This is a genomic window from Actinoplanes sp. NPDC051861 (assembly GCF_040681145.1).
Classification (GTDB): domain Bacteria; phylum Actinomycetota; class Actinomycetes; order Mycobacteriales; family Micromonosporaceae; genus Actinoplanes.
This window is the reverse complement of record NZ_JBFAYE010000027.1, coordinates 1-18,788: the sequence shown is the minus strand read 5'-3', so window position 1 is coordinate 18,788 and position 18,788 is coordinate 1. Positions and strand designations below refer to the sequence as shown.

20 protein-coding genes and 1 pseudogene are annotated in these 18,788 nt (G+C 71.5%); 12 read left to right on the top strand and 9 right to left on the bottom strand.

Features of this window, described 5'->3' with window-relative positions; all coding sequences use genetic code 11:
• Positions 1-6: 6 nt before the first annotated feature.
• From AB0M02_RS41295 to AB0M02_RS41285, 3 genes and pseudogenes are all read right to left on the bottom strand, one after another.
• On the bottom strand, positions 7-1,263 hold the full coding sequence (locus AB0M02_RS41295) for an MFS transporter (RefSeq protein ID WP_364237715.1): 1,257 nt from the start codon (positions 1,261-1,263) through the stop codon (positions 7-9).
• Between the two features lie 30 nt (positions 1,264-1,293).
• Positions 1,294-2,184, bottom strand: coding sequence for a L,D-transpeptidase (locus AB0M02_RS41290; protein ID WP_364237713.1), 891 nt, complete (start codon positions 2,182-2,184; stop codon positions 1,294-1,296).
• A gap of 201 nt (positions 2,185-2,385) precedes the next feature.
• Positions 2,386-2,613 (bottom strand): annotated as a pseudogene (locus AB0M02_RS41285) (helix-turn-helix transcriptional regulator); the annotation flags it as partial.
• Between the two features lie 181 nt (positions 2,614-2,794).
• Between AB0M02_RS41285 and rho the strand changes: the two are divergent.
• The gene (gene rho, locus AB0M02_RS41280; protein ID WP_364237711.1) at positions 2,795-3,685 is read left to right on the top strand and encodes a transcription termination factor Rho; all 891 of its coding nucleotides are present in this window, start codon (positions 2,795-2,797) and stop codon (positions 3,683-3,685) included.
• Positions 3,686-3,717: 32 nt separating this feature from the next.
• Positions 3,718-5,217: a SpoIIE family protein phosphatase gene (locus AB0M02_RS41275; protein ID WP_364237709.1), complete on the top strand. Its 1,500-nt coding sequence runs from the start codon at positions 3,718-3,720 to the stop codon at positions 5,215-5,217.
• Between the two features lie 399 nt (positions 5,218-5,616).
• Here AB0M02_RS41275 and AB0M02_RS41270 read toward each other — a convergent pair whose 3' ends face one another.
• The 4 genes from AB0M02_RS41270 to glnII all read right to left on the bottom strand — a co-directional run bounded on the left by AB0M02_RS41270 (position 5,617) and on the right by glnII (position 8,207).
• Complete coding sequence (locus AB0M02_RS41270; RefSeq protein WP_364237707.1) at positions 5,617-5,994, bottom strand: ATP-binding protein; 378 nt, start codon at positions 5,992-5,994, stop codon at positions 5,617-5,619.
• Positions 5,987-6,316: an STAS domain-containing protein gene (locus AB0M02_RS41265; RefSeq protein WP_364237704.1), complete on the bottom strand. Its 330-nt coding sequence runs from the start codon at positions 6,314-6,316 to the stop codon at positions 5,987-5,989. Before AB0M02_RS41265 ends, AB0M02_RS41270 begins: the two co-directional genes overlap by 8 nt.
• Before the next feature lie 90 nt (positions 6,317-6,406).
• Entirely contained in the window at positions 6,407-7,162 is a 756-nt protein-coding gene (locus tag AB0M02_RS41260) for an N-formylglutamate amidohydrolase (protein ID WP_364237703.1), read from the bottom strand.
• 40 nt (positions 7,163-7,202) lie between these two features.
• A complete protein-coding gene (gene glnII, locus AB0M02_RS41255; RefSeq protein WP_364237700.1) occupies positions 7,203-8,207 on the bottom strand; it encodes a glutamine synthetase in 1,005 nt (334 codons plus the stop codon).
• Positions 8,208-8,321: 114 nt separating this feature from the next.
• Here glnII and AB0M02_RS41250 point away from each other — a divergent pair, with 114 nt between their 5' ends.
• Positions 8,322-8,810, top strand: coding sequence for a MarR family transcriptional regulator (locus tag AB0M02_RS41250; RefSeq protein WP_364237697.1), 489 nt, complete (start codon positions 8,322-8,324; stop codon positions 8,808-8,810).
• Here AB0M02_RS41250 and AB0M02_RS41245 read toward each other — a convergent pair.
• Positions 8,788-9,648, bottom strand: a complete 861-nt coding sequence (locus AB0M02_RS41245; protein WP_364237694.1) for a LysR family transcriptional regulator — start codon at positions 9,646-9,648, stop codon at positions 8,788-8,790. The two genes, AB0M02_RS41250 and AB0M02_RS41245, sit on opposite strands and share 23 nt — an antisense overlap.
• Positions 9,649-9,723: 75 nt before the next feature.
• On the opposite strand from AB0M02_RS41245, the gene AB0M02_RS41240 reads away from it, so the two are divergent.
• The 3 genes from AB0M02_RS41240 to AB0M02_RS41230 all read left to right on the top strand — a co-directional run bounded on the left by AB0M02_RS41240 (position 9,724) and on the right by AB0M02_RS41230 (position 13,053).
• The gene (locus AB0M02_RS41240) at positions 9,724-10,383 is read left to right on the top strand and encodes a type 1 glutamine amidotransferase domain-containing protein (RefSeq protein ID WP_364237693.1); all 660 of its coding nucleotides are present in this window, start codon (positions 9,724-9,726) and stop codon (positions 10,381-10,383) included.
• Positions 10,384-10,451: 68 nt separating this feature from the next.
• Positions 10,452-11,306, top strand: coding sequence for a universal stress protein (locus AB0M02_RS41235; RefSeq protein ID WP_364237690.1), 855 nt, complete (start codon positions 10,452-10,454; stop codon positions 11,304-11,306).
• A gap of 97 nt (positions 11,307-11,403) precedes the next feature.
• Positions 11,404-13,053, top strand: a complete 1,650-nt coding sequence (locus AB0M02_RS41230) for a methyl-accepting chemotaxis protein (RefSeq protein ID WP_364237689.1) — start codon at positions 11,404-11,406, stop codon at positions 13,051-13,053.
• Positions 13,054-13,056: 3 nt separating this feature from the next.
• On the opposite strand, the gene AB0M02_RS41225 is transcribed toward AB0M02_RS41230, so the two are convergent.
• Entirely contained in the window at positions 13,057-13,503 is a 447-nt protein-coding gene (locus AB0M02_RS41225) for a response regulator (protein WP_364237687.1), read from the bottom strand.
• A gap of 122 nt (positions 13,504-13,625) precedes the next feature.
• Between AB0M02_RS41225 and AB0M02_RS41220 the strand changes: the two genes are divergently transcribed.
• The 6 genes from AB0M02_RS41220 to AB0M02_RS41195 all read left to right on the top strand — a co-directional run bounded on the left by AB0M02_RS41220 (position 13,626) and on the right by AB0M02_RS41195 (position 18,655).
• On the top strand, positions 13,626-14,543 hold the full coding sequence (locus tag AB0M02_RS41220) for a siderophore-interacting protein (protein ID WP_364237685.1): 918 nt from the start codon (positions 13,626-13,628) through the stop codon (positions 14,541-14,543).
• Between the two features lie 72 nt (positions 14,544-14,615).
• Positions 14,616-15,164, top strand: coding sequence for a hypothetical protein (locus AB0M02_RS41215; protein ID WP_364237684.1), 549 nt, complete (start codon positions 14,616-14,618; stop codon positions 15,162-15,164).
• A 25-nt stretch (positions 15,165-15,189) separates the two neighbouring features.
• The gene (locus tag AB0M02_RS41210) at positions 15,190-15,645 is read left to right on the top strand and encodes a thioredoxin domain-containing protein (protein WP_364237682.1); all 456 of its coding nucleotides are present in this window, start codon (positions 15,190-15,192) and stop codon (positions 15,643-15,645) included.
• A gap of 132 nt (positions 15,646-15,777) precedes the next feature.
• Positions 15,778-17,427: a polysaccharide biosynthesis tyrosine autokinase gene (locus AB0M02_RS41205; RefSeq protein WP_364237679.1), complete on the top strand. Its 1,650-nt coding sequence runs from the start codon at positions 15,778-15,780 to the stop codon at positions 17,425-17,427.
• A gap of 154 nt (positions 17,428-17,581) precedes the next feature.
• A complete protein-coding gene (locus tag AB0M02_RS41200) occupies positions 17,582-17,872 on the top strand; it encodes a hypothetical protein (protein ID WP_364237677.1) in 291 nt (96 codons plus the stop codon).
• 345 nt (positions 17,873-18,217) lie between these two features.
• Positions 18,218-18,655, top strand: a complete 438-nt coding sequence (locus AB0M02_RS41195; RefSeq protein ID WP_364237674.1) for a CBS domain-containing protein — start codon at positions 18,218-18,220, stop codon at positions 18,653-18,655.
• Positions 18,656-18,788: the final 133 nt, after the last annotated feature.

Sequence of the window (18,788 nt, the reverse complement as noted above, 5' to 3'; positions counted from 1 at the left end):
TAACTCCTACTTGTAAACGGCGTCCTCGATCTCCCGGCCGTCCTGAACGGGCGTCAGCAGCCGGTGCAGCGAGGCCGCCAGCACCGACGCGATCAGGCAGCCGCCGATCACCACGGCCACCCACACGCCGCCCCGGCCGGCGCCGATCAGCGGGCCCGCGGTGACCGGCCCGATCACCGAGCCGATGCCGAAGAGCATCGAGATCGCCGCGTTGTAGCGCGCTCGCAGCTCGTCGGGTGCCAGCACGTTGGTGATCGCCGGCATGACCGGCTGCAGCAGCGTCTCGCCGGTCGCGAACACCGCCGCGCAGAGGATCACGCTGAGCGCCGCGACCACCGGGGCGCCGTCGCCGGCCAGGCCACCGGCGCCGAGGATCAGCCAGGAGGCCGCGAAGACGAACCCGACCACGATCAGGCTGCGACTGCGGCTGCGGCCCTCGAGACGCTTCACCACGATCAGCTGAGCGGCCACGATGGTGATCGTGTTGGCGGCCAGGGCCCAGGCGACGACGCGCGGCTCGACACCGGCGACGCGCACCGCGAAGGCCGGGAAGCCGACCTCGATCTGTGCGTATCCACACGTGGTGAGGACGAGGCCGAACAGCAGCAGCCGGCGGAACGCGCGGTCGCGCAGCACGTCGAGGTAGCTGCCGCGAGGCCCGGGAGTCTCGCGCGCGGCCGGTGCGTGCCCGACGCCGCGCAGGCTGAGCACGATCCCGGCCGGCACCAGGAAGGTGGCCGCCTCGACCAGGTAGACCACCTGGAACGTGACCGGCCGCGCGACGTCGACCACCGCGCCCGCGGTCAGGCCGCCGATCCCGATGCCGAGGTTGAGCAGCGCGAACTGCAGCCCGAACACCCGCTGGCGCTCGTGCTCGCCGGTGAGCGACGCGAGCAGGGTGGCGGCACCGGACCAGGACGGGGCGAGTCCGGCCGCCATTAGGGTGAGCGCGGCGAAGACGGCCGCCGGGCTCGACGCGAACGCGAGCACCACGGTGCCGCAGGCCTGCACCAGATAGCCCGGGACCAGCACGCGGCGCACGCCGATCCGGTCCATCAGGGAGCCGCCCAGCGGGGAGAGGACCAGCAGGACCACCCCGAACCACCCGATCGCGAACCCGGCGGCGGCGTCGCTCAGCCCGCGCACGTCGGTCAGGTAGATGAACAGGAACGGCAGCGTCAGGCCACGCCCGATCGACGCCAGCAGGATGCCGATCAGCAGCCGCCGCGCCTCGGACCGCACGGGTAGGTATTCACGGAGCACGATGGCGATTGTGCCGGAGGGGTACGACAATCAGGCGACGACGAGGACCGGTGTCCCGGGGTCGATCTCGGCGAGCAGCTTCTTGACGGCTGAGGGCGGCATCCGTACGCAACCGTTGGAGACGCTGCGGCCGAACGCGCTCCGGTTGGTCCAGGCGTGGATGCCGGTGTGCGCGCCCTTCAGCCCGGCCGACAGGTTCTCCGGGTTCTGCGGGACGGAGCCCAGCACCAGCGCGTCCAGCCCGGCGAAGATCGCGCCGCTGGTGCCGGTCGTGCCCATGACGAAGGTGCGCCCCGGCGGCGTCGGCGTGGCCTCGGTGCCGAGCGAGACGGTCCAGGACTGCTGCTCCTCGCCCTCGCGCAGCCAGGTCAGCCGGTGCTCGCTGAGGTCGACCAGGAGGTGGTCACGCAGCGGCTCGGCCTGCCAGCCGCTCTCCGGCACCCAGCCGACGCGGTGGTTGGCGGACGGCGCGAGCACCGCGGCCCAGCCGTCGCGGCGGGCGACGATCGGGGCCACCACCGGCAGCCCGCTGATCCGCGGCGGCAGGAAGGCGCGGGGTTTGCCGCCGGGAGCGTCATACAGCGCGGTCTTGACCGTTGGGCGCAGCGCCTCGGTGGGCACGGTCGCCCACTCGGTCTCCGGGTCGGCGGGCAGGCCGCGCGGACCCTTCTCGTAGCTGATGACCGGCAGGTCGGCGGGCGGCTCGACGGCCTCCGGCGGCGGGGCGGCGCTGCTCGGCGCGGCAGCGGGCGCTGAGGCGGCCGGGCTCACCCAGTCGGCCCCGGCGTCCGGCTGCTTGTTGCCGCGAGCCAGCCCCACAGCGGCGCCGGAGATCACCAGGACGGTGGCGACCGCCCCGATCAACAGGTAGGCCCGGGTTCTGGAGCCCGGGCGCACGGGATAGGGATCGTCGCTCGGCACCCGGCCAAGGATAGCGGCACCCACCAGCCGGAAGACGAGGAACTTTCAGCAGTTGATCACGGGCATCGCCACGCCGAGCCGGCAACCACGCGTGAGCAGCCGCGCCGCCCGCGGACCCCGTCCCACGCTCGCCGAGCAACGGACGTCCGAACCACCACCGGGACGACGGCTCGTCATGAAGTGCCGCTGCGCGGGCACCTGGCGCAGCATCTCGCGCCGCACCTCGTCCAGCAGCTCCGGCATCGGCAGCCCCAGCGCACGGCAGATGGCGGCGAGGACCTCCGACGAGGCCTCCTTGGTGCCGCGTTCGACCTCCGAGAGGTACGGCAAAGACACCCCGGCGGCCTCGGCGACGTCCCGCAGCGTCCGGCCCTGATGCTGGCGCACCCGCCGCAGAACCGCCCCGATCACCCGGCGCAACAGTGGCATGTCGTCCTCCCCCCGCTGTGAGGGCCTCATGCTACCGTTGTTGCCATCCGGATCGCGGATGCCGGCATTGCCGCCCGCTGATCCACTTCTCACAGCCGTTTTCGAGCGGCTTCTTCACACGCGCTGTCGCGCCATTTCCCCGCAAGTCCGAAACATCCGGCAAAACCGCAAGGAGAATCAGGTGACCGTAGTCGCCACCAGACCCCAGCGTTTCTATCAACAGACCCCCGTCTTCCCGCACGAGCGACTCCGCCTGGAGACGCCGGGAGGACCACTCACCACCCGTGTCGTCGACCTGGTCATGCCGATCGGCAAGGGACAGCGGGCGCTCGTCGTCGCGCCTCCGAAGGCCGGCAAGACCGTCGTCCTCCAGCAGATCGCCCAGGCGATCAGCGCCAACCACCCCGAGTGCCACCTCATGACTGTGCTCGTCGACGAACGGCCCGAAGAGGTCACCGACATGCGCTCCTCGGTGCGCGGCGAGGTGCTCTCGGCAACCTTCGACCGCCCGCCGCAGGACCACATCAAGGTCGCCGAGAACGCCGTCGAACGCGCCAAGCGCCTCGCCGAGCAGGGCACCGACGTGGTCATGCTGCTCGACTCGATCACGCGGCTCGGGCGCGCGTACAACCTGGCGGCGCCGGGACGCGGGCGCACCCTCTCCGGCGGGCTCGACTCCACCGCGCTCTACCCGCCGAAACACCTGCTCGGCGCGGCACGTGCCCTCGACGGGGGCGGCTCGCTCACGATCATCGCGACCGCGCTGGTGGAGAACGGCTCCCTCATGGACACGCTGATCTTCGAGGAGTTCAAGAGCACCGGGAACGCCGAACTCAAACTCGACCGTTCACTCGCCGAGGCGCGTATCTTCCCGGCCATCGACGTCAGCGCCAGCGGCACCCGCCACGACGAACTTCTGCTCACCCCGGCCGAGGCTGCGGTCATCGCGCAGGTGCGGCGCGCGCTCACCGGCCAGGATCGGCGCGAGAGCATGGACCAGCTGCTGAAGCAGCTGCGGACCACCCCGGACAACGCGAGCTTTCTGCGACGGATCAGGGCGTCGGTCTTTTAGGTGTACGGGGACCGCGCCGATATCCTGTCGGGATGGCGGACGAGGCGGTCGTCAGGGAGTTGCTCGCCGCGATTCCGGCGGGTTGCACATGGCTGCTCCCGGTCCACGACCCGGCCGGTGAGGTCATCGACTTCCGGATCGCCGCGACCAGCGACCAGATCCGCGACATCTACGGCCGCGGGCGGCAGCGCGTCGACGGGCGTTTGAGCGAGCTCTACCCGTCCATGGTGGGCGGGCAGCTCTGGAACATGTACGCGGAGGTGCTTCGCTCCGGCGCACCCGGCCGCCTCGACGAGTTCCGCTACGAGGAGAAACGCCCCGGCGTCGTCGCCGAGTCCCGCTTCGAGGTCAGCGTGCACCGCGTCCTCGGCGGCCTGCTCGTGTGGTGGCAGCGCATGGACGAGTACCAACGGCGCCTCGAGCACACCGAGGTCCTGGGCAGCCTCGGCTGGACGGAGTACAACCTCGTCGACGGCAGCCACGACTGGTCACCGGGGATGTACCGGATCTTCGACCGGGACCCGCGACTCGGCCCGCTCTCCCGCGCGGATCAGGGCCGGGCGATGCTGCCGGAGGACCGCGGCATCGCCGAGACCGCCTGGCAGACCCTCGACAGCGGCGCCACCTCCGACGTCACGGTCCGCTTCCGGATCGGCGAGCAGGTCAAGCACCTGCGCATCCTCTCCGACGTGGCCCGCGACTCGGCGGGGCAACCGGTCAAGATCTACGGCGTGGTGCAGGACGTGACGTCGCGGGTCGACTCGCGTACGGAAATCGAGCTCCTCAGCGACCAACTACGCACCCGCGAGATGACCGCCCTGGCCGAGCACCGCCTCGCCGGCCAGCTGCAGAACATGATCCAGCCGGTGCCCACCGCGCCGTTCCCCCTCGCCGGCCTCGAGGCGATGGTCAGCTACCTGCCCGCCGAGAGCGCCATCCAGGTCGGCGGCGACTGGTATCACGCGCAGAACCTCCCGGACGGCTCGGTCGCACTGGCCATCGGCGACGTGGCGGGCCACGGCCTCGAAGCGGCCAGCGGCATGGCGCATCTGCGGTTCGCGCTGGTCGCGTGGCTCTCGATCGGGATACGTTCGCCCGGCGAACTGCTGCGCCACATGAACCGTCTCTGCGCCCAGCTCGGCATCACCGGCACCGCCCTGGTCGCCCTGCACGACCCGGCCACCCGCCTGCTCTCCTGGGCCCGAGCCGGCCACCTGCCCCCACTCCTCGGCCGCGACGGCGTCAGCTCCGAGCTGGACCGCCCACCGGGCCTGCTGCTGGGCGCCGAACCCGAGGAGTCCTTCCCGGAGACGACCACTCCTCTAGTCCCCGGCGACCTGGTCCTCCTCTACACCGACGGCCTGATCGAACGCCGCGACGGCGCCCAGCCCCACCGCACCGCCGAGGTACACACCCACCTGGCCACCGTCTCCGCCACCCCGGGCGACGCCCCACTACCGCACCTGCACCAGTTGCTCCACGCCCCCAGCCCCTACGACGACACCTGCACCCTCCTCCTCCGCGTAACCTGACCACCCCGCGCAGTCGCCGCGATCTTGGGGCGCCACGACCGGCAACAAGCCTGGGACAGGCCGCTCGCACGCCCAAGATCCCGGGGTCGCGCGACGCGGAAAGCACGCACAGGCGGGACAGCACGCACAGGCGGGACAGCACGCACAGGCGGGGCGGTGCGCGGAGGCGGGGCGGTGCGCGGAGGCGGGGCGGTGCGCGGAGGCGGGGCGGTGCGCGGAGGCGGGGCGGTGCGCGGAGGCGGGGCGGTGCGCGGAGGTGGGGCGGGGCGGGTGGGGCGTGGGGGTGCAGTGGGCGCCGTAGCGCGCCTGGCGGCCTGGACGGTGCAGGGGGTCGCGTGGGGTGGCGGGACGGTGGGGATCGGCGGGGTGGGGGTGACGCGTACCTATGAAGGGGTTGTCTTAAAGGTCCAGGCAGATTCGGACCAGGGTGCCGCCGGGGACCGCTGCTGTGTAGACCGCGTCGCAGATGCGTTCGACGATGGCCAGGCCTCGGCCTCGGATGGCCTCGGCGGCGGGCATGGCGCGGCCGAAGGGGCGGTCGAGGCCGCCGTCGACGACGTCGCAGACCAGGCGGCCGTTGTCGGCCCAGACGCGGATGTGGCCGCCGCCGCTGGTGTGCTGGAGGGTGTTGGTGGTGAGCTCGCTGACGGCGAGCGTGAGCACGTCTATGCGGCCGGCGGGCAGGCCCAGGGCGATGGCGCGCTCGGTGACGAATGCCCGGACGGCCCGCAGGTCGTCCGGCTCTGAATACGACATCCCGTCGGTCGTCTCAGACATGGCGGTGGTTCTCGGCGGGGGCCTGCAGGAGGGTGTCGAGGCCGGTGAGTTCGAGGACGGCGGCGACGGCACCGGTCGCGTTGACCACGTAGACGCGGGAGTCCCGTTGCTTGGCGGCGTGATACGCGGTGATCAGGCTGTGCACCCCGCTCGAGTCGAGGAAAGTGAGCTGGGCGAGGTCGACGAAGACGGCCTTGGCCCGGTGGACCGCGTCGAGCAGCACCGCGGTGAGATGTTCGCGGGTGGACAGGTCGCACTCCCCGGCGAGGGTCACGATGATCCGCCCGGGTTCGGCGGACGTCCGCGCCTCGAAGTTCGCCATAGACTGCCGTGCCTTTCGCCGCCGGGAGACAGTCTGCCCGGCCCATCATGTCACCCGGGGACCGGGATCGCCGCCACCCGGGTAATCCCATCAGGGCACTGCGTCGATCAATACGGCGTGGGCGGCCGCGACCGTGGCCAGCCCAGACGTGGGCTCACCGCCGGGTTCGCTCATGTATCGGTCGCGGCGGATCTCGACCATGAGCGACGCGACCTCGGGTTTCGTGCGCCAGAAGGTGCTCGGGACGTAGCAGCCGGCGAACGGGCTGTCGAGCCCGACGTCGCCGAACGCGGCGCGGGCGGCGGCGATCAGCCACTCGGGAGTGTGGACGGAATCGGTCCCGAGGCAGACCGGCGGGCGCGGGCCGTCGCCGTGCAGCTCATAGGGGAGACGGACGGTCGGATAGGAGTGGACGTCCACGATCACCGCGCGGCCGGTCGCCGCCAGGCGCTCGGCGACCAGGGAGGTCATCGCCTCCGCGTAGGGAAAGAAGAACTCCTTGAGAAGCAGTGGATCGTCGCCGTCGCGCAGGTGCCGACCGGCGTAGCCCCGCGTGTAGACCGGGCCCATCCCGGCCCGGAGCATCTCCTCGCTGTCGTCCGGGAACCGCTCCGGGTCGACGACGAGCCGGGACAACCGGTTCACGAACTGCCACGGCCGGCGGACGGCGGCCCCGGCGGCGCGCGCGGCGATGAGATCGGTGTGCGCGTCGGTGAGGTGGTCGAGCTCGTCGGCCAGCTCGAACCCGCCGACGAGCAGCCCGGACTCGACGACCGCCCGGGACGAGTGCGGAACGTGCAGGATCACCGGCGAAGCGGGATCCCCGGCGAGGACTTCGAAGTTCACGCCGGGGAACTTACGCGCGGGGTCTGACAAGAAGCAGGGATCAGGAGGCGAGCGCCGAGCAGCAGGTGTCGATGATCAGGCGCGTGACGACGTACGGGTCACAGTTGGCGTTCGGCCGGCGGTCCTCGATGTAGCCCTTGCCGTCCTTCTCCACCTGCCACGGGATGCGCACCGATGCGCCCCGGTCCGACACGCCGTAGCTGTACTCGGTCCACGGCGCGGTCTCGTGCAGGCCGGTCAGCCGGTGCTCGATGCCCGCGCCGTAACCGTCCACGTGCTCCTGGCGCTTCTTGCCGAGCGACTCCGCCGCCGTGATGATCGCGTCGTAGGACGACCGCATGGCGTTGGTGGAGAAGTTGGTGTGCGCGCCGGCGCCGTTCCAGTCGCCCTTGACCGGCTTCGGGTCGAGGGTCGCGGAGATGCCGTAGTCCTCGGCGATGCGGTAGAGCAGCCAGCGCGCGACCCACAGCTCGTCGGCGACCTGCGGCGCGGCGACCGGGCCGATCTGGAACTCCCACTGGCCCGGCATGACCTCGGCGTTGATGCCGGACAGGTGCAGGCCGGCCTCGAGGCAGGCGTCCATGTGCGCCTCGACGATCTCGCGGCCGAACACCTCGTCCGAGCCGACGCCGCAGTAGTAGCCGCCCTGCGGTGCCGGGAAGCCGCCGCCGACCGGGAAGCCGAGCGGGCGGCCGTCGCGGAAGAACGTGTACTCCTGCTCGATGCCGAAGATCGGCTCCTGGTCACCGAACTTCGCGGCCGTGGCAGCGCACGCGGAGCGGGTGTTGGTCGGGTGCGGGGTGCCGTCGATCAGCAGCACCTCGCAGAGCACGATGATGTTGTTGCCCCCACGGATGGGGTCGGGACAGGTGAAGACCGGCTGCAGCACGCAGTCGGACTTGTCGCCGGGCGCCTGGTTGGTGCTGGAACCGTCGAAGCCCCAGATCGGCGGCTCGGCGCCGTCCGCCAGGATCTTGGTCTTGGACCGCAGCTTGGCGGTCGGCTCGGTACCGTCGATCCAGATGTATTCGGCCTTGACAGCCATTGAATTCTCCTCCTGCGCGCAACGACAGCTCGGAATGGCGCCAGGAGGCTAACCGCCGTAGATCAAATCCATGTTTCCGATCAGGCACCGCGCGTTTGCGCCGATGAGACAGAGGTGACCCCGGACGAATCGCTCGCCCGCTCGCCGGGCGGCCGCGAACTGGGCTACCTCGTGCTGCAGGCGGGGCGCATCGTCCAGTCCGCGATGGAGGAGGGCGCGGTCCGGGCCGGCATGTCGCCGACCGACCTGCTCGCCCTCTATGTGCTGGGTGAGCACGAGGGCCTGACCGGTGGGGCGCTGGCCCGGTTGCTCTCTCTCCCGCAGTCCTCGATCACACCGCTGGCCGACCGCCTGGAGTCGGCGGGCCTGATCGAGCGGGAACGCGACGAGACCGACCGGCGACGGGTCTGGCTCTGCCCGACCCCGCAGGGCGAGGCGGTTCTCCGGAAAGCGGGTTCGATGGCCCGGGCGGCGGTCCGCGACGCGCTCGCGCCGCTGACCACGGGGTCGGCGGCGGCCCTGGCGGCGCTGCTGGACGAGGTGGTCGAGCCCTGGATCACTGAGATCGCCGGGAACCGGGTCACCAGAGACGAGCCTGCGTGAGCAGTGCCTCCCGCGCCGCCGCCACGTGCGGCGCGTCCCGGCCGGCGGACCGGGTCGCCAGGTAGAGCGTGTTGATCGGCGGATCCTCGGTGGGCAGCAGGTCCACCAGCGTCCCGGCACGCAGATCCTCGGCCACGAGGTAGCGGGGCAGCACGGTCACCCCGATCCCGGCGATCGCCGCGGCGCGCAGTCCCCGCAGGTCGGGAACGACCAGGACGGCCCTCTTCTGGGGAACCGGTGTACCCAGCAAGTGCCGCCACCACCGCCGGATGATCGGCAGCTCCTCCCCGTACGCGAGCAGCCGCGCGTCCGGGCGGAACGTCTTACCCGGCGCGCCCACCAGCACGAACTCCTCGTCGCAGAGCGGCTCGGCGAAGACTCCGGAGCGCCGCGGCCGGATCGCGCTGACCACCAGGTCGAGCTGCCCGCCGGAGAGTTCGGACAGCAGCTCCTCGGCCAGCCCGAGCCGCACCCGGACGGTCACACCGGCCGCGATCGTCCCGGCCAGCGCGGGCAGCACCCGGGCACTCATCAGCTCGGCCGGCCCGCCCAGGTGCAGCGTCCGCCCGGCGGGTCCCGGTGCCTCACCGAGCCCGCCCGCCACCGCCGCGAGGGCGTCGAGCGGACCGTCCAGCCGGCGCGCGAGGTCCTCGGCGACCGCGGTCGGCGTCACGCCCCGGACACCACGGACGAACAGCGGCTGCCCGATCCGCTTCTCCAGGCCGCGAAGCTGCGCCGTGACGGTCGGCTGGGACAGGCCGAGCAGTTCAGCGGCCCGGGTGAGGGTGCCTGCGCGGTAAACCGTGAGAAACGTCTGCAACAGGTCCAGCGGCAACATGCCATCAGTATTCCGATGGCTCACTTCGACGAATCCTCTTGGTGGCCGATGGCTGTGCGGGACCAGAATCGAGGCATGACCAAGAAGATCCTGATCGCACTCAGCAGCCACGACGACCTGGCCGGGGTCCGCTCGACCGGCTACTACCTGCCCGAGGCCGCGCACCCGTGGAAGGTCTTCACCGACGCCGGATACACCGTTGACCTGGTCAGCGTCGCCGGGGGTGAGCCGCCGGTCGACGGCGCCGACCTGGACGACCCAGTGCAGCGCGCCTTCCTCGACCTGCCCGCGCTCAAGGACACTCCGCGCTTCGCCGACGTCGATCAGTCCGCGTACGACGCGGTGCTGTTCGCCGGCGGCCACGGCGCCATGTTCGACTTCCCGGCCGACACGGACCTCGCCGCGCTCACCCGCGACCTGTACGAGCGGGGCGGCGTGGTGGCCGCCGTCTGCCACGGCCCGGCCGCGCTCGTCGGCGTCACGCTCTCGGACGGCAGCCCGCTGGTCGCCGGCAAGCGGGTCGCCGGCTTCACCAACACCGAGGAGAGCGCCGTCGGCCTCACCGAGGTGGTCCCGTTCCTGCTGCAGAGCCGGTTGGAGGAGCTGGGTGCGCGGCACTCGGGCGCCGCCGACTGGCAGTCGCACGTGGTCACCGACGGGCGTCTGGTCACCGGTCAGAACCCGGCGTCGTCGACCGCCGTGGCCGAGGCCGTGCTGAAGGTCCTGAAGAGCTGAGCCCTTCGCCCTTGCTCGAAGGGTCGGTCACGCACGACGATCAGGGTAGGAATGTGAGGAGGCTCACCGTGCCCAATTCTAAGATCGTCGTGGGGTACGACGGCTCTCCGGCCGCGCGCAAGGCTGCCCTGTGGGCGCTTGACGAGGCCCAGCGCACGGACGCGCCGGTGGAGTTGCTCTATGCGTACGAGTGGCCCAGCTATGTGCCCGCGGCGGCGATGATGCCCGCTGCCGCGGTCTATCCCGACTCGGAGACGGACGACGCGGTCGGGGACATGCTCGGCCGGGCCATCGATTCAGCGGCGATAACACATCCATTTGTACGCGTACGCGCTCGCGTGGAACACGGGACCGCCGCCGTGGCACTCACCCAGCGCGGCGCTGACGCGGGCCTGCTCGTGGTGGGCGGCCCACGCCACTCCGCGGTCCGCAACCTGCTCGGCTCGACGAGCGCCTCGGTCGGCGCACACGCGCGCTGCCCCGTGGTGGTGGTACGCGGCGAGCCCCGTACGACCGACCCGGTGGTGGCCGGCGTCCACGACTCACCGAACGCCGGCCAGGTCCTCGGGTTCGCGTTCGAGCAGGCCGCGGTCCGTGGCGTGCCCCTGCGCGCGGTGCACGGCTGGCCGCCACCGGACAGCCGCGACCTGCTGTCGGAGGCGAACCTGGACGCCGTCGCCACCGAGCGCCGGCGCCTCGAGGAGATCGTCGCCTGCTGGCGGCGCCGCTTCCCGAGCGTGCCGGTGACCACCGAGATCCTGGTCGGCCAGCCGGGCGAGGTGCTCGCCGAGGCGGCCGCGGGTGCGCAACTCGTGGTGGCCGGCGCCCGGATCCGCCGCGCGCTGCGGGTGGCGCTGCGCCCGTCGATCGGGCGCCACCTGCTGCACCGGGCCAGGTGCAGCATCGCGCTCGTACACGGCTAGCACCCAGGTCTCCGGACTACTTGCGCAATTCGCCGAAATCACCCGGAATCGCTTCTAAAGTTGATCGCGCGAATCGGCGCGCCCGACGGAGGAGACGATGCAGCCAGTGACCACCCGGGTACGGCGCGGCCTGCTGGAGCGGCTGCTCGGTGACCGTAGCCTGCTGATCAAGAGCACCGTCGCCGCGGTCTGCGTCGCGATCGTGGCGGTCGCCGTCACCGCGGTCTCACTGACCCGGATGAGCGCGCTGCGCGACAACCTGCACGACATGAAGACCAACCATGTCGACAGCATGGAGCAGATCGCGAACATGCGCGGCGGCCTCACCGACTGGTTCCGCAGCGCCCTGCGCTACAACGTCGGGACGCAGAGCCGCAACGACGAGCTGAAGCAGGCGGGCCTGGAGGCCAAGAACGCCGCGGCCGAGACGATCGACACCGCCATCAACCGCTATCGCGAGATCGCCACCGCGTCCGACGCGCCCGACCGCCTGGAGAAGCTGGACGTCTTCGCCGAGGCCTTCCAGTACTACCGCAACCTGAGCAACGTCGTCCTGTTCGGCGAGGCTCCCGCCGCAGGGTTCGAGATGCCCGCCCAGGCCGACATCACCAAGGCGTTCAACACCTCCAACGTCACGATCACCGCGACCATGAACGACCTGCAGGCCGCCGAGGAGGCCGACGCGGACGCCATGGACAAGGAGGGAAGCAGCGCCTTCCAGCGCGCCCGGATCATCACACTGGGCGGCCTGCTGATCGGGTTCGTCATCGCGGCCTTCGTCGGCTTCGGCGTGATCCAGCTGATCCGCCGCCAGCTCGCCACGGTCTCCACGGCTCTGAGCGCGGTCGCCGACGGCGATCTCACGGTGGCCGCCGAGGTGCGCTCCCGCGACGAGCTGGGCCAGATGGCCGAGGCCACCAACCGCGCCCGCGAGGGCCTGATCACCAGCGTGCGCCAGCTCAACCACGACGCCGAGGTGCTGGGCACGGTCACCCAGCGGCTGAGCACGCTGACCACCCGCCTGGACGCCGAGTCCCGCGAGGCCGCCGAGCAGGCCGGGCTGGTGGCCGGCACCGCCAACGAGGTGTCCGCCAGCGTCCAGTCGGTCGCCGCGGCCGGCGACCAGATGGGCGCGTCGATCCGGGAGATCTCCGAGAACGCCAACAGCGCCGCCCAGGTCGCCTCGGGCGCGGTCGGCGTGGCGCAGGCGACCAACGACACCGTCGCCAAGCTCGGAACGTCCTCGGAGGAGATCGGCAACGTGGTCAAGGTGATCACGTCGATCGCCGAGCAGACCAACCTGCTGGCGCTGAACGCGACCATCGAGGCGGCGCGGGCGGGCGAGGCCGGCAAGGGCTTCGCCGTGGTCGCCACCGAGGTCAAGGACCTCGCTCAGGAGACGGCCAAGGCCACCGAGGACATCGCGCGCCGCGTGGAGGCCATCCAGGCGGACACCTCCAGCGCGGTCACCGCGATCGCCGAGATCTCCCGGATCATCTCCGAGATCAACGACTATCAGGTGACGATCGCCAGCGCGGTCGAGGAGCAGACCGCCACCACCAACGAGATGAGCCGCAGCATCGGCGAGGCGGCGAACGGCTCCTCCACCATCGCCGGCAACATCAACGCGGTCGCCGGCGCCGCGCACGCCACCACCGCCGCCCTCAGCGAGGCCGACGCATCGGTCAGCGAGCTCACCCAGGTCGCCGGCGAACTGCGCCAGGTGGTGCAGCGATTCCGTGTCTGAGGGTCAATGCCCCACGGCGGGCACCAGGCGCTCGACACGGCGCAGCAGCTCGGCCGGCGTGAACGGCTTCACCAGGTAGTCCTCGGCGCCGACCATCCGGCCCATCTCCACGTCGGACGGAGAGCCGCGCCCGCTGATGATGATGACCGGGATGTGTGCGGTCTGCGGGGACGAGTGCAGCTCGTAACAGAACCCGATCCCGTCCAGGCCGGGCATCGAGACGTCGAGCAGGATCAGCTGGGGGTGCTCGTTGACGGCGAGGGCCATCGCCTCACGGCCGTCGCCCGCCACGAGCGTACGGTAGCCGGCCCGCTGCAGCTTGAAGGTGATCAGCTCCCGGATGTCATCGTCGTCGTCGGCGATCAGCACGGTCGGCGGCTGCAGGGCACCGGACCAGTCCTCGACGAGGGCGTCGCTGAAGGTGAGGGCGGTGGTAAGGCTCTGCGGCATGTCACTCCTTCTGTGCTCGGACCCGTCCCGATCGGTCGTACCGAGGCCGTCTGAAGGAGGCCGCCCGGTGCAGTCCGGTAGCTTAGGTTAGGGTTACCTAAACGGAGCGCCAGGGAGGAACCGTGACCCAGACCGTCGTACCCACCGAGGCGACACCCTTCCGGTTCTTCCCGGTCGAGGTGTCCCGGGTGACCCGGCTGAGCCCGAACTTCCTGCGGGTCACCTTCATCGGCGACGAGCTGGACCGATTCGCCGACAACGGCTGGGACCAGCGGATCAAGCTGATCCCGCCGCTGCCCGGGTCCGGCCACGAGCACCTGCCGACCGGCCCGGACTGGTATTCGCAGTGGCGCTGCCTGCCCGACGAGCAGCGCAACCCGATCCGCACGTACACGGTCCGCGCCGTCCGCGCCGCCCGCCGCGAGATCGACGTCGACATGGTGCTGCACGGGGTGAACGGCCCGGCGTCGCGCTGGGCCGTCGCCGCCGCGCCCGGTGCGACCGCGTGCATCATGGGGCCGAACGCGGACTTCACCGGCAACGCCGGCGGCATCGACTTCCACCCGCCGACCGGCACCCGGCGCATCCTGCTCGGCGGCGACGAGACCGCGGTACCGGCGATCGCCTCGATCCTGTCGAACCTGCCCGCCGACGCCACCGGCGAGGCACTGCTGGAGGTCCCGGAGAGCGCCGATGTGCTGGACATCGCCGCACCCGCCGGTTTCCGCGTCACCTGGCTGGCCCGCGACGGCGCGTCGCACGGCACCTACCTGGTCCCGGCCGTGCAGTCGGCCGCCGCCCGCCTGCTCGGCGACTGCACCGCTCCGGCGAATGTGGACCTCGACGACGTCAACGTCGACGAGGAGATCCTCTGGGAGGTCCCGGAGGAGGCGACGGCGATCGACGGCTTCTACGCGTGGCTGGCCGGCGAGGCCGGCGTGATCAAGACACTGCGGCGGCACCTGGTCACCGACTGCGGCGTCGACCGCCGGGCCGTGGCGTTCATGGGTTACTGGCGGCTCGGCAAGGCGGAGTGCTGATCGGACTCCTCAGTTCGGGCGGTGGGCCGCCGAAAGTCCAGGCCTACCACCCGTTCAAACCCGAGGCCGCCGATGAACAGCTACGCCGCCCGCGCCGCCGCGTTCGCGACCGCCTACGTCGCGGTCTTCTGGGCCTCCGCGGAGTACCTCGCGCCGGTTCCGGCACTGATCCCGCCGATCGCCGTGGGCGCGCTGTGGCTGGTCGCACAGACCCGGTTCGCCAAGCGCCGCCTCGACGTCATCGCGCTCGCCACGGCCGGCGCGGTGGCGGCCACCCTGCAGGGCGCCGGACTGCTGATGTGCCTGGTCGTCGCGGCCGGCGCGGTGGCACCGCCGCTGCTCTTCGCGGTGCTGCTGCAGCGCTGGCTCCCGGGGTACTGGCTGGGGCACGGTGACCGCTTCCGGAGCACCCGCGCGGCCCTCGGGCGTCTCGCAGGCGCCGCCGCGCTGGCCGCGGTGACGGGGTTCGCGCTCTACGGGCTCTCCCTCTCGTCGATCAGCGTCGCCGAGGCCCTGCTGCAACTGGGCGGCGTCACCGCCGTGCTCGTCCTCGCCGTCCTGGCCGTCCGAGCCACCCGCCGGACCCGCAACCCCCGCGGCAACCTCTCCGTCGTCCGCTGACCGCTCCCCCAGGAAGTCTTCGCGGGTGGAAATCGTTGAACACGGCGTGGAACCGCGAATCGTCTCCTGCATCTCCTGCGGCAAGCGCAACCGGGTGCCAGCCACCGCGACCGGGACGCCATCCTGCGGCGCCTGCCGCGCGGCACTGCCATGGATTGCCGACGCCGATGATCGTACGTTCGACGCGATCGCCGACAGGTCGCCTCTCCCCGTCCTGGTCGATCTGTGGGCACCCTGGTGCATCCCCTGCCGGCTGGTCGGGCCGGCGCTCGAACAGGTGGCCCGTGATCTCGCCGGCCGGGTGAAGCTGGTCAAGGTGAACGTCGACACCGCACCGGGCCTGCACCGCCGGTTCGCCGTCCAGGCGGTGCCCACGCTGCTCCTGATGCGCGACGGCAAAGTGATCGCCCGGCAGGCCGGCGCCGCACCGTCCGCGGTCCTGCGCCGCTGGGCCGAGCAGGGCCTCGCCACCGCCGCCTGAGTCACGGTAAACCCTACCGGCGGGGTGGATATCGCCGGAACGTTCGACGCGCGGACCGTGACACGGTGCGAGAATCACCGGCTTGAGATCACCGATGACGCCCCGCCGGGCGGAATGGGGAAGGCTGCCGGCATGACCATCTATGGACGATCCGCGCGCACCTTACGCCGGTACGGCCCGTGGACGATGGTGGTCGCGGCAGCCGCCGTCGCCGCTGCCTACGGGATCAACCGGTCGGTGCCCGCCGAGTACCGGTCGGAGGCGAGCATCCTCGTGGAGACGCGGACCGCGCCGGACCTGGAGACCGAGCGTGCCCTCGTTCGCTCCGACGCGGTCGCTCTGAGCGCCGCCCAGCGGGTCGGTCTCGGCAAGAGCGAGATGCTCGGCGGTCTGGAACTGGAGGTGGTCCCCGGCACCACCGTGCTGAGCCTGGTCTACTCCGCTGACAACCGCTTCACCGCTCAGGTCCGGGCCAGGGCGCTGGTCGAGGCGTATCTGAACTACCGCAACCCGGCCACCGCTTCCCAGGCTCCCGCTCCGGCTTCCAGCTCGGCCGCCGGTCCCCAGTTGATCAGCCCGCCGAGCCTGCCCACCGAGCCGTACACCCGGCCGCTCCTGCCGGACCTGCTCGCCGGCTTCGGCGCGGGTCTGCTGCTCGGAGCCGGGACCGCGCTGATCCGGGCCCGCAGCCGCGGGCTGATCCGCAGCCGTGAGGACTTCGAACGCCTGGCCGGCACGACCGTGCTCGCGACCGTCCCCCGGGCCGGGCGCCCGGCCGGCACCACCACCGGGCTGCCGATGCTGCTGCGCGACCCCGGATCGCCGGCTGCCGAGGCCTACCGGTACCTGCGCGCCCGCCTGCACCCGACTCTGCGCACCTCCGCCGCGACCACGATCCTGGTGACCAGCCCCGGCGACCGGCAGGGCCGCACCGCCGTCGCGTCCAACCTGGCCGTGGCACTGGCCCAGGCCGGCCGCTCGGTGGTGCTGGTCGACGCCGACCTGCGCCGCCCCGTGCAGCACCAGGTCTTCCAGGTTCCCGGGGACTACGGCCTGACCACCCTGCTCGACGGCGACGCCACGGTCTCCGAGGTTCTGGAGGACACCACGGTGCCGGGCCTGCGCGTGTTGCCCGCCGGCCACCGCACCGGTGAACACGTCGACCTTCTCGAGGGACCGCAGCTGGCCCGCGTCCTGCGCGCCCTCCAGGAGCACTGCGACGTGGTGGTCCTGGACTCGGCCGCCGTCCTCAGCGCCTCCGACGCCATCGCCCTGGCCGCGCTCAGCGACCACGTCCTGCTGGTGGGCGACTTCCGCCGGACCAGCCGCGGCTCGGTGCGGCGCGCCCTGGCCGAACTCGCCGAGGTCACCGACGGCAACCTCAACACCGTCCTGCTCAACCTGCCGAAGAGCGCCGGCGGCCTCGCCCCGCGCCCCCGCGAGATCTCCTCGGTGGCCCCCGCGCCCTTCCTGTACGGCAAGCCCGCCGCCCGGCCCGCCCCCGACGACGAGGACGCCGCCCCGCCCAGCCTGACCGTTCCCGTCGTGCACGGCACAGCGGTGTCGTCCACGCTCTACAGCTCGGCGGCCGCGCTCGCCGCCGAGGACGCCTCGGACGCCGGGGACTACGACGACGAGGAACCGACGTCGGCCTTCATCCCCGGCCTGTTCCCGGTTCCCCTGGGAGATGAGGCGCCCGAATCATCCGGTACGGAGGAGACGACCTCCGAATCCGAGGAGGAGGATCGGACCGGCACCGCGGTGCTGGAGCCCCGCAGCTGACCCGCCGTGCTGTCAGTTCATGGACAACACGGGGCGCAGTGCCCGATTAGCGTCGGTCCTGGAGCGTGAATGAACCGGAACGGAAGGTTGGTCGCGGGTACACCAGGGGCATAGAGGGCATAACCCCAGCCAGCGCATCCTCAGGAGGTTACCGATGAGCACGGACCAGACCACGACCGGCAAGGCGGCCGACCAGCTTCGCGCGGTCCCCAACCAGGCCGGTGACGCAGCCCGCCAGGCCGGTGAAGCGGCCCGCCAGGCGACGGACACGGCCCGCACGACAGCCGCCGAGGCCACCGAAGCCGCACGCCGCAACCCGGCGCCCTTCGCAGCCGCCGCCTTAGCGGTCGCCGGCGCCGTCGCCGCAGCGATCTACATCGCCCGCCGCCGGGCCGCCGCCAAGGCCTCCACCCGCAACAAACTGGCAGCTCTCCTCAATCGCTGATCCACCACGACGCCACCGCCCGGCTGGGCGGTGGCGTCGCCATATCCACCTCCAGACCCCACCCCTCCCCCGCCACGTCCTGGTGTGGGGAGTTCGGCCCACCCACGCACCTCAACTCCACACGCCGCCCGCGCCACGTCCTGGCGTGGGGAGTTCGGCCCACCCACGCACCTCAACTCCACACGCCGCCCGCGGTGAGGGGGTGGGAGCGTGTCCTGGTGAGGATCGCGCTTCCCCGGAAGGCGGAACCGGTGCCGGAACACTCCGGGCGGGGAATGTTCTTGACAGGGTTGGGGTGGGTTCGGCATAGAGGTGGGTACGTGCGGGCCGACTTCAGGAGGAACGATGCGGATCAGTGACATTCTCAGGGTCAAGGGCGAGCAGGTTGTCACGGTGCCACCGGACACCCCTATCGAGCGGCTGCTGACCACGCTGGCCGACCACAGGATCGGTGCGGTGGTCGTCTCACGCGACGGTGCCGTGGTGGACGGCATCGTCAGTGAACGGGACATCGTGCGGGCGCTCGCCGCGCGCGGCGCCGCCGTCCTGGCCGAGCCGGTGAGCGCCATCCAGACGACCCAGGTCAGAACAGTGACCCCCGAGGCCCAACTCGAAGACGTGGAACGCCTGATGACCGAACGCCGCTTCCGCCACGTCCCGGTCGTGGTGGACGGCGCCCTCCGAGGCGTCGTCAGCATCGGCGACGTGGTGAAGAACCGCATCGACGAGCTGGAGACCGAACGAACCACGCTCGCCGACTACATCACCGGCGACCGCACCTGACCGAGCCCTCAGCCTGAAACGCAGAAAGGCCCACCCCAGAGGGTGGGCCTTTCTGTTCACGTTGAGTCCGGCGGCGTCCTACTCTCCCACACCCTCCCGAGTGCAGTACCATCGGCGCTGGCGGGCTTAGCTA

Bases quoted from the DNA above. Each gene is read 5' to 3' on its own strand.
- AB0M02_RS41225 (WP_364237687.1), bottom strand. From the start codon at position 13,503: ATGCCGCAGAGCCTTACCACCGCCCTCACCTTCAGCGACGCCCTCGTC.
- AB0M02_RS41240 (WP_364237693.1), top strand. From the start codon at position 9,724: ATGACCAAGAAGATCCTGATCGCACTCAGCAGCCACGACGACCTGGCC.
- AB0M02_RS41265 (WP_364237704.1), bottom strand. From the start codon at position 6,316: ATGGCGAACTTCGAGGCGCGGACGTCCGCCGAACCCGGGCGGATCATC.
- AB0M02_RS41275 (WP_364237709.1), top strand. From the start codon at position 3,718: ATGGCGGACGAGGCGGTCGTCAGGGAGTTGCTCGCCGCGATTCCGGCG.
- AB0M02_RS41270 (WP_364237707.1), bottom strand. From the start codon at position 5,994: ATGTCTGAGACGACCGACGGGATGTCGTATTCAGAGCCGGACGACCTG.
- AB0M02_RS41205 (WP_364237679.1), top strand. From the start codon at position 15,778: ATGACCATCTATGGACGATCCGCGCGCACCTTACGCCGGTACGGCCCG.
- AB0M02_RS41200 (WP_364237677.1), top strand. From the start codon at position 17,582: ATGAGCACGGACCAGACCACGACCGGCAAGGCGGCCGACCAGCTTCGC.
- glnII (WP_364237700.1), bottom strand. From the start codon at position 8,207: ATGGCTGTCAAGGCCGAATACATCTGGATCGACGGTACCGAGCCGACC.
- AB0M02_RS41215 (WP_364237684.1), top strand. From the start codon at position 14,616: ATGAACAGCTACGCCGCCCGCGCCGCCGCGTTCGCGACCGCCTACGTC.
- AB0M02_RS41245 (WP_364237694.1), bottom strand. From the start codon at position 9,648: ATGTTGCCGCTGGACCTGTTGCAGACGTTTCTCACGGTTTACCGCGCA.
- AB0M02_RS41195 (WP_364237674.1), top strand. From the start codon at position 18,218: ATGCGGATCAGTGACATTCTCAGGGTCAAGGGCGAGCAGGTTGTCACG.
- AB0M02_RS41230 (WP_364237689.1), top strand. From the start codon at position 11,404: ATGCAGCCAGTGACCACCCGGGTACGGCGCGGCCTGCTGGAGCGGCTG.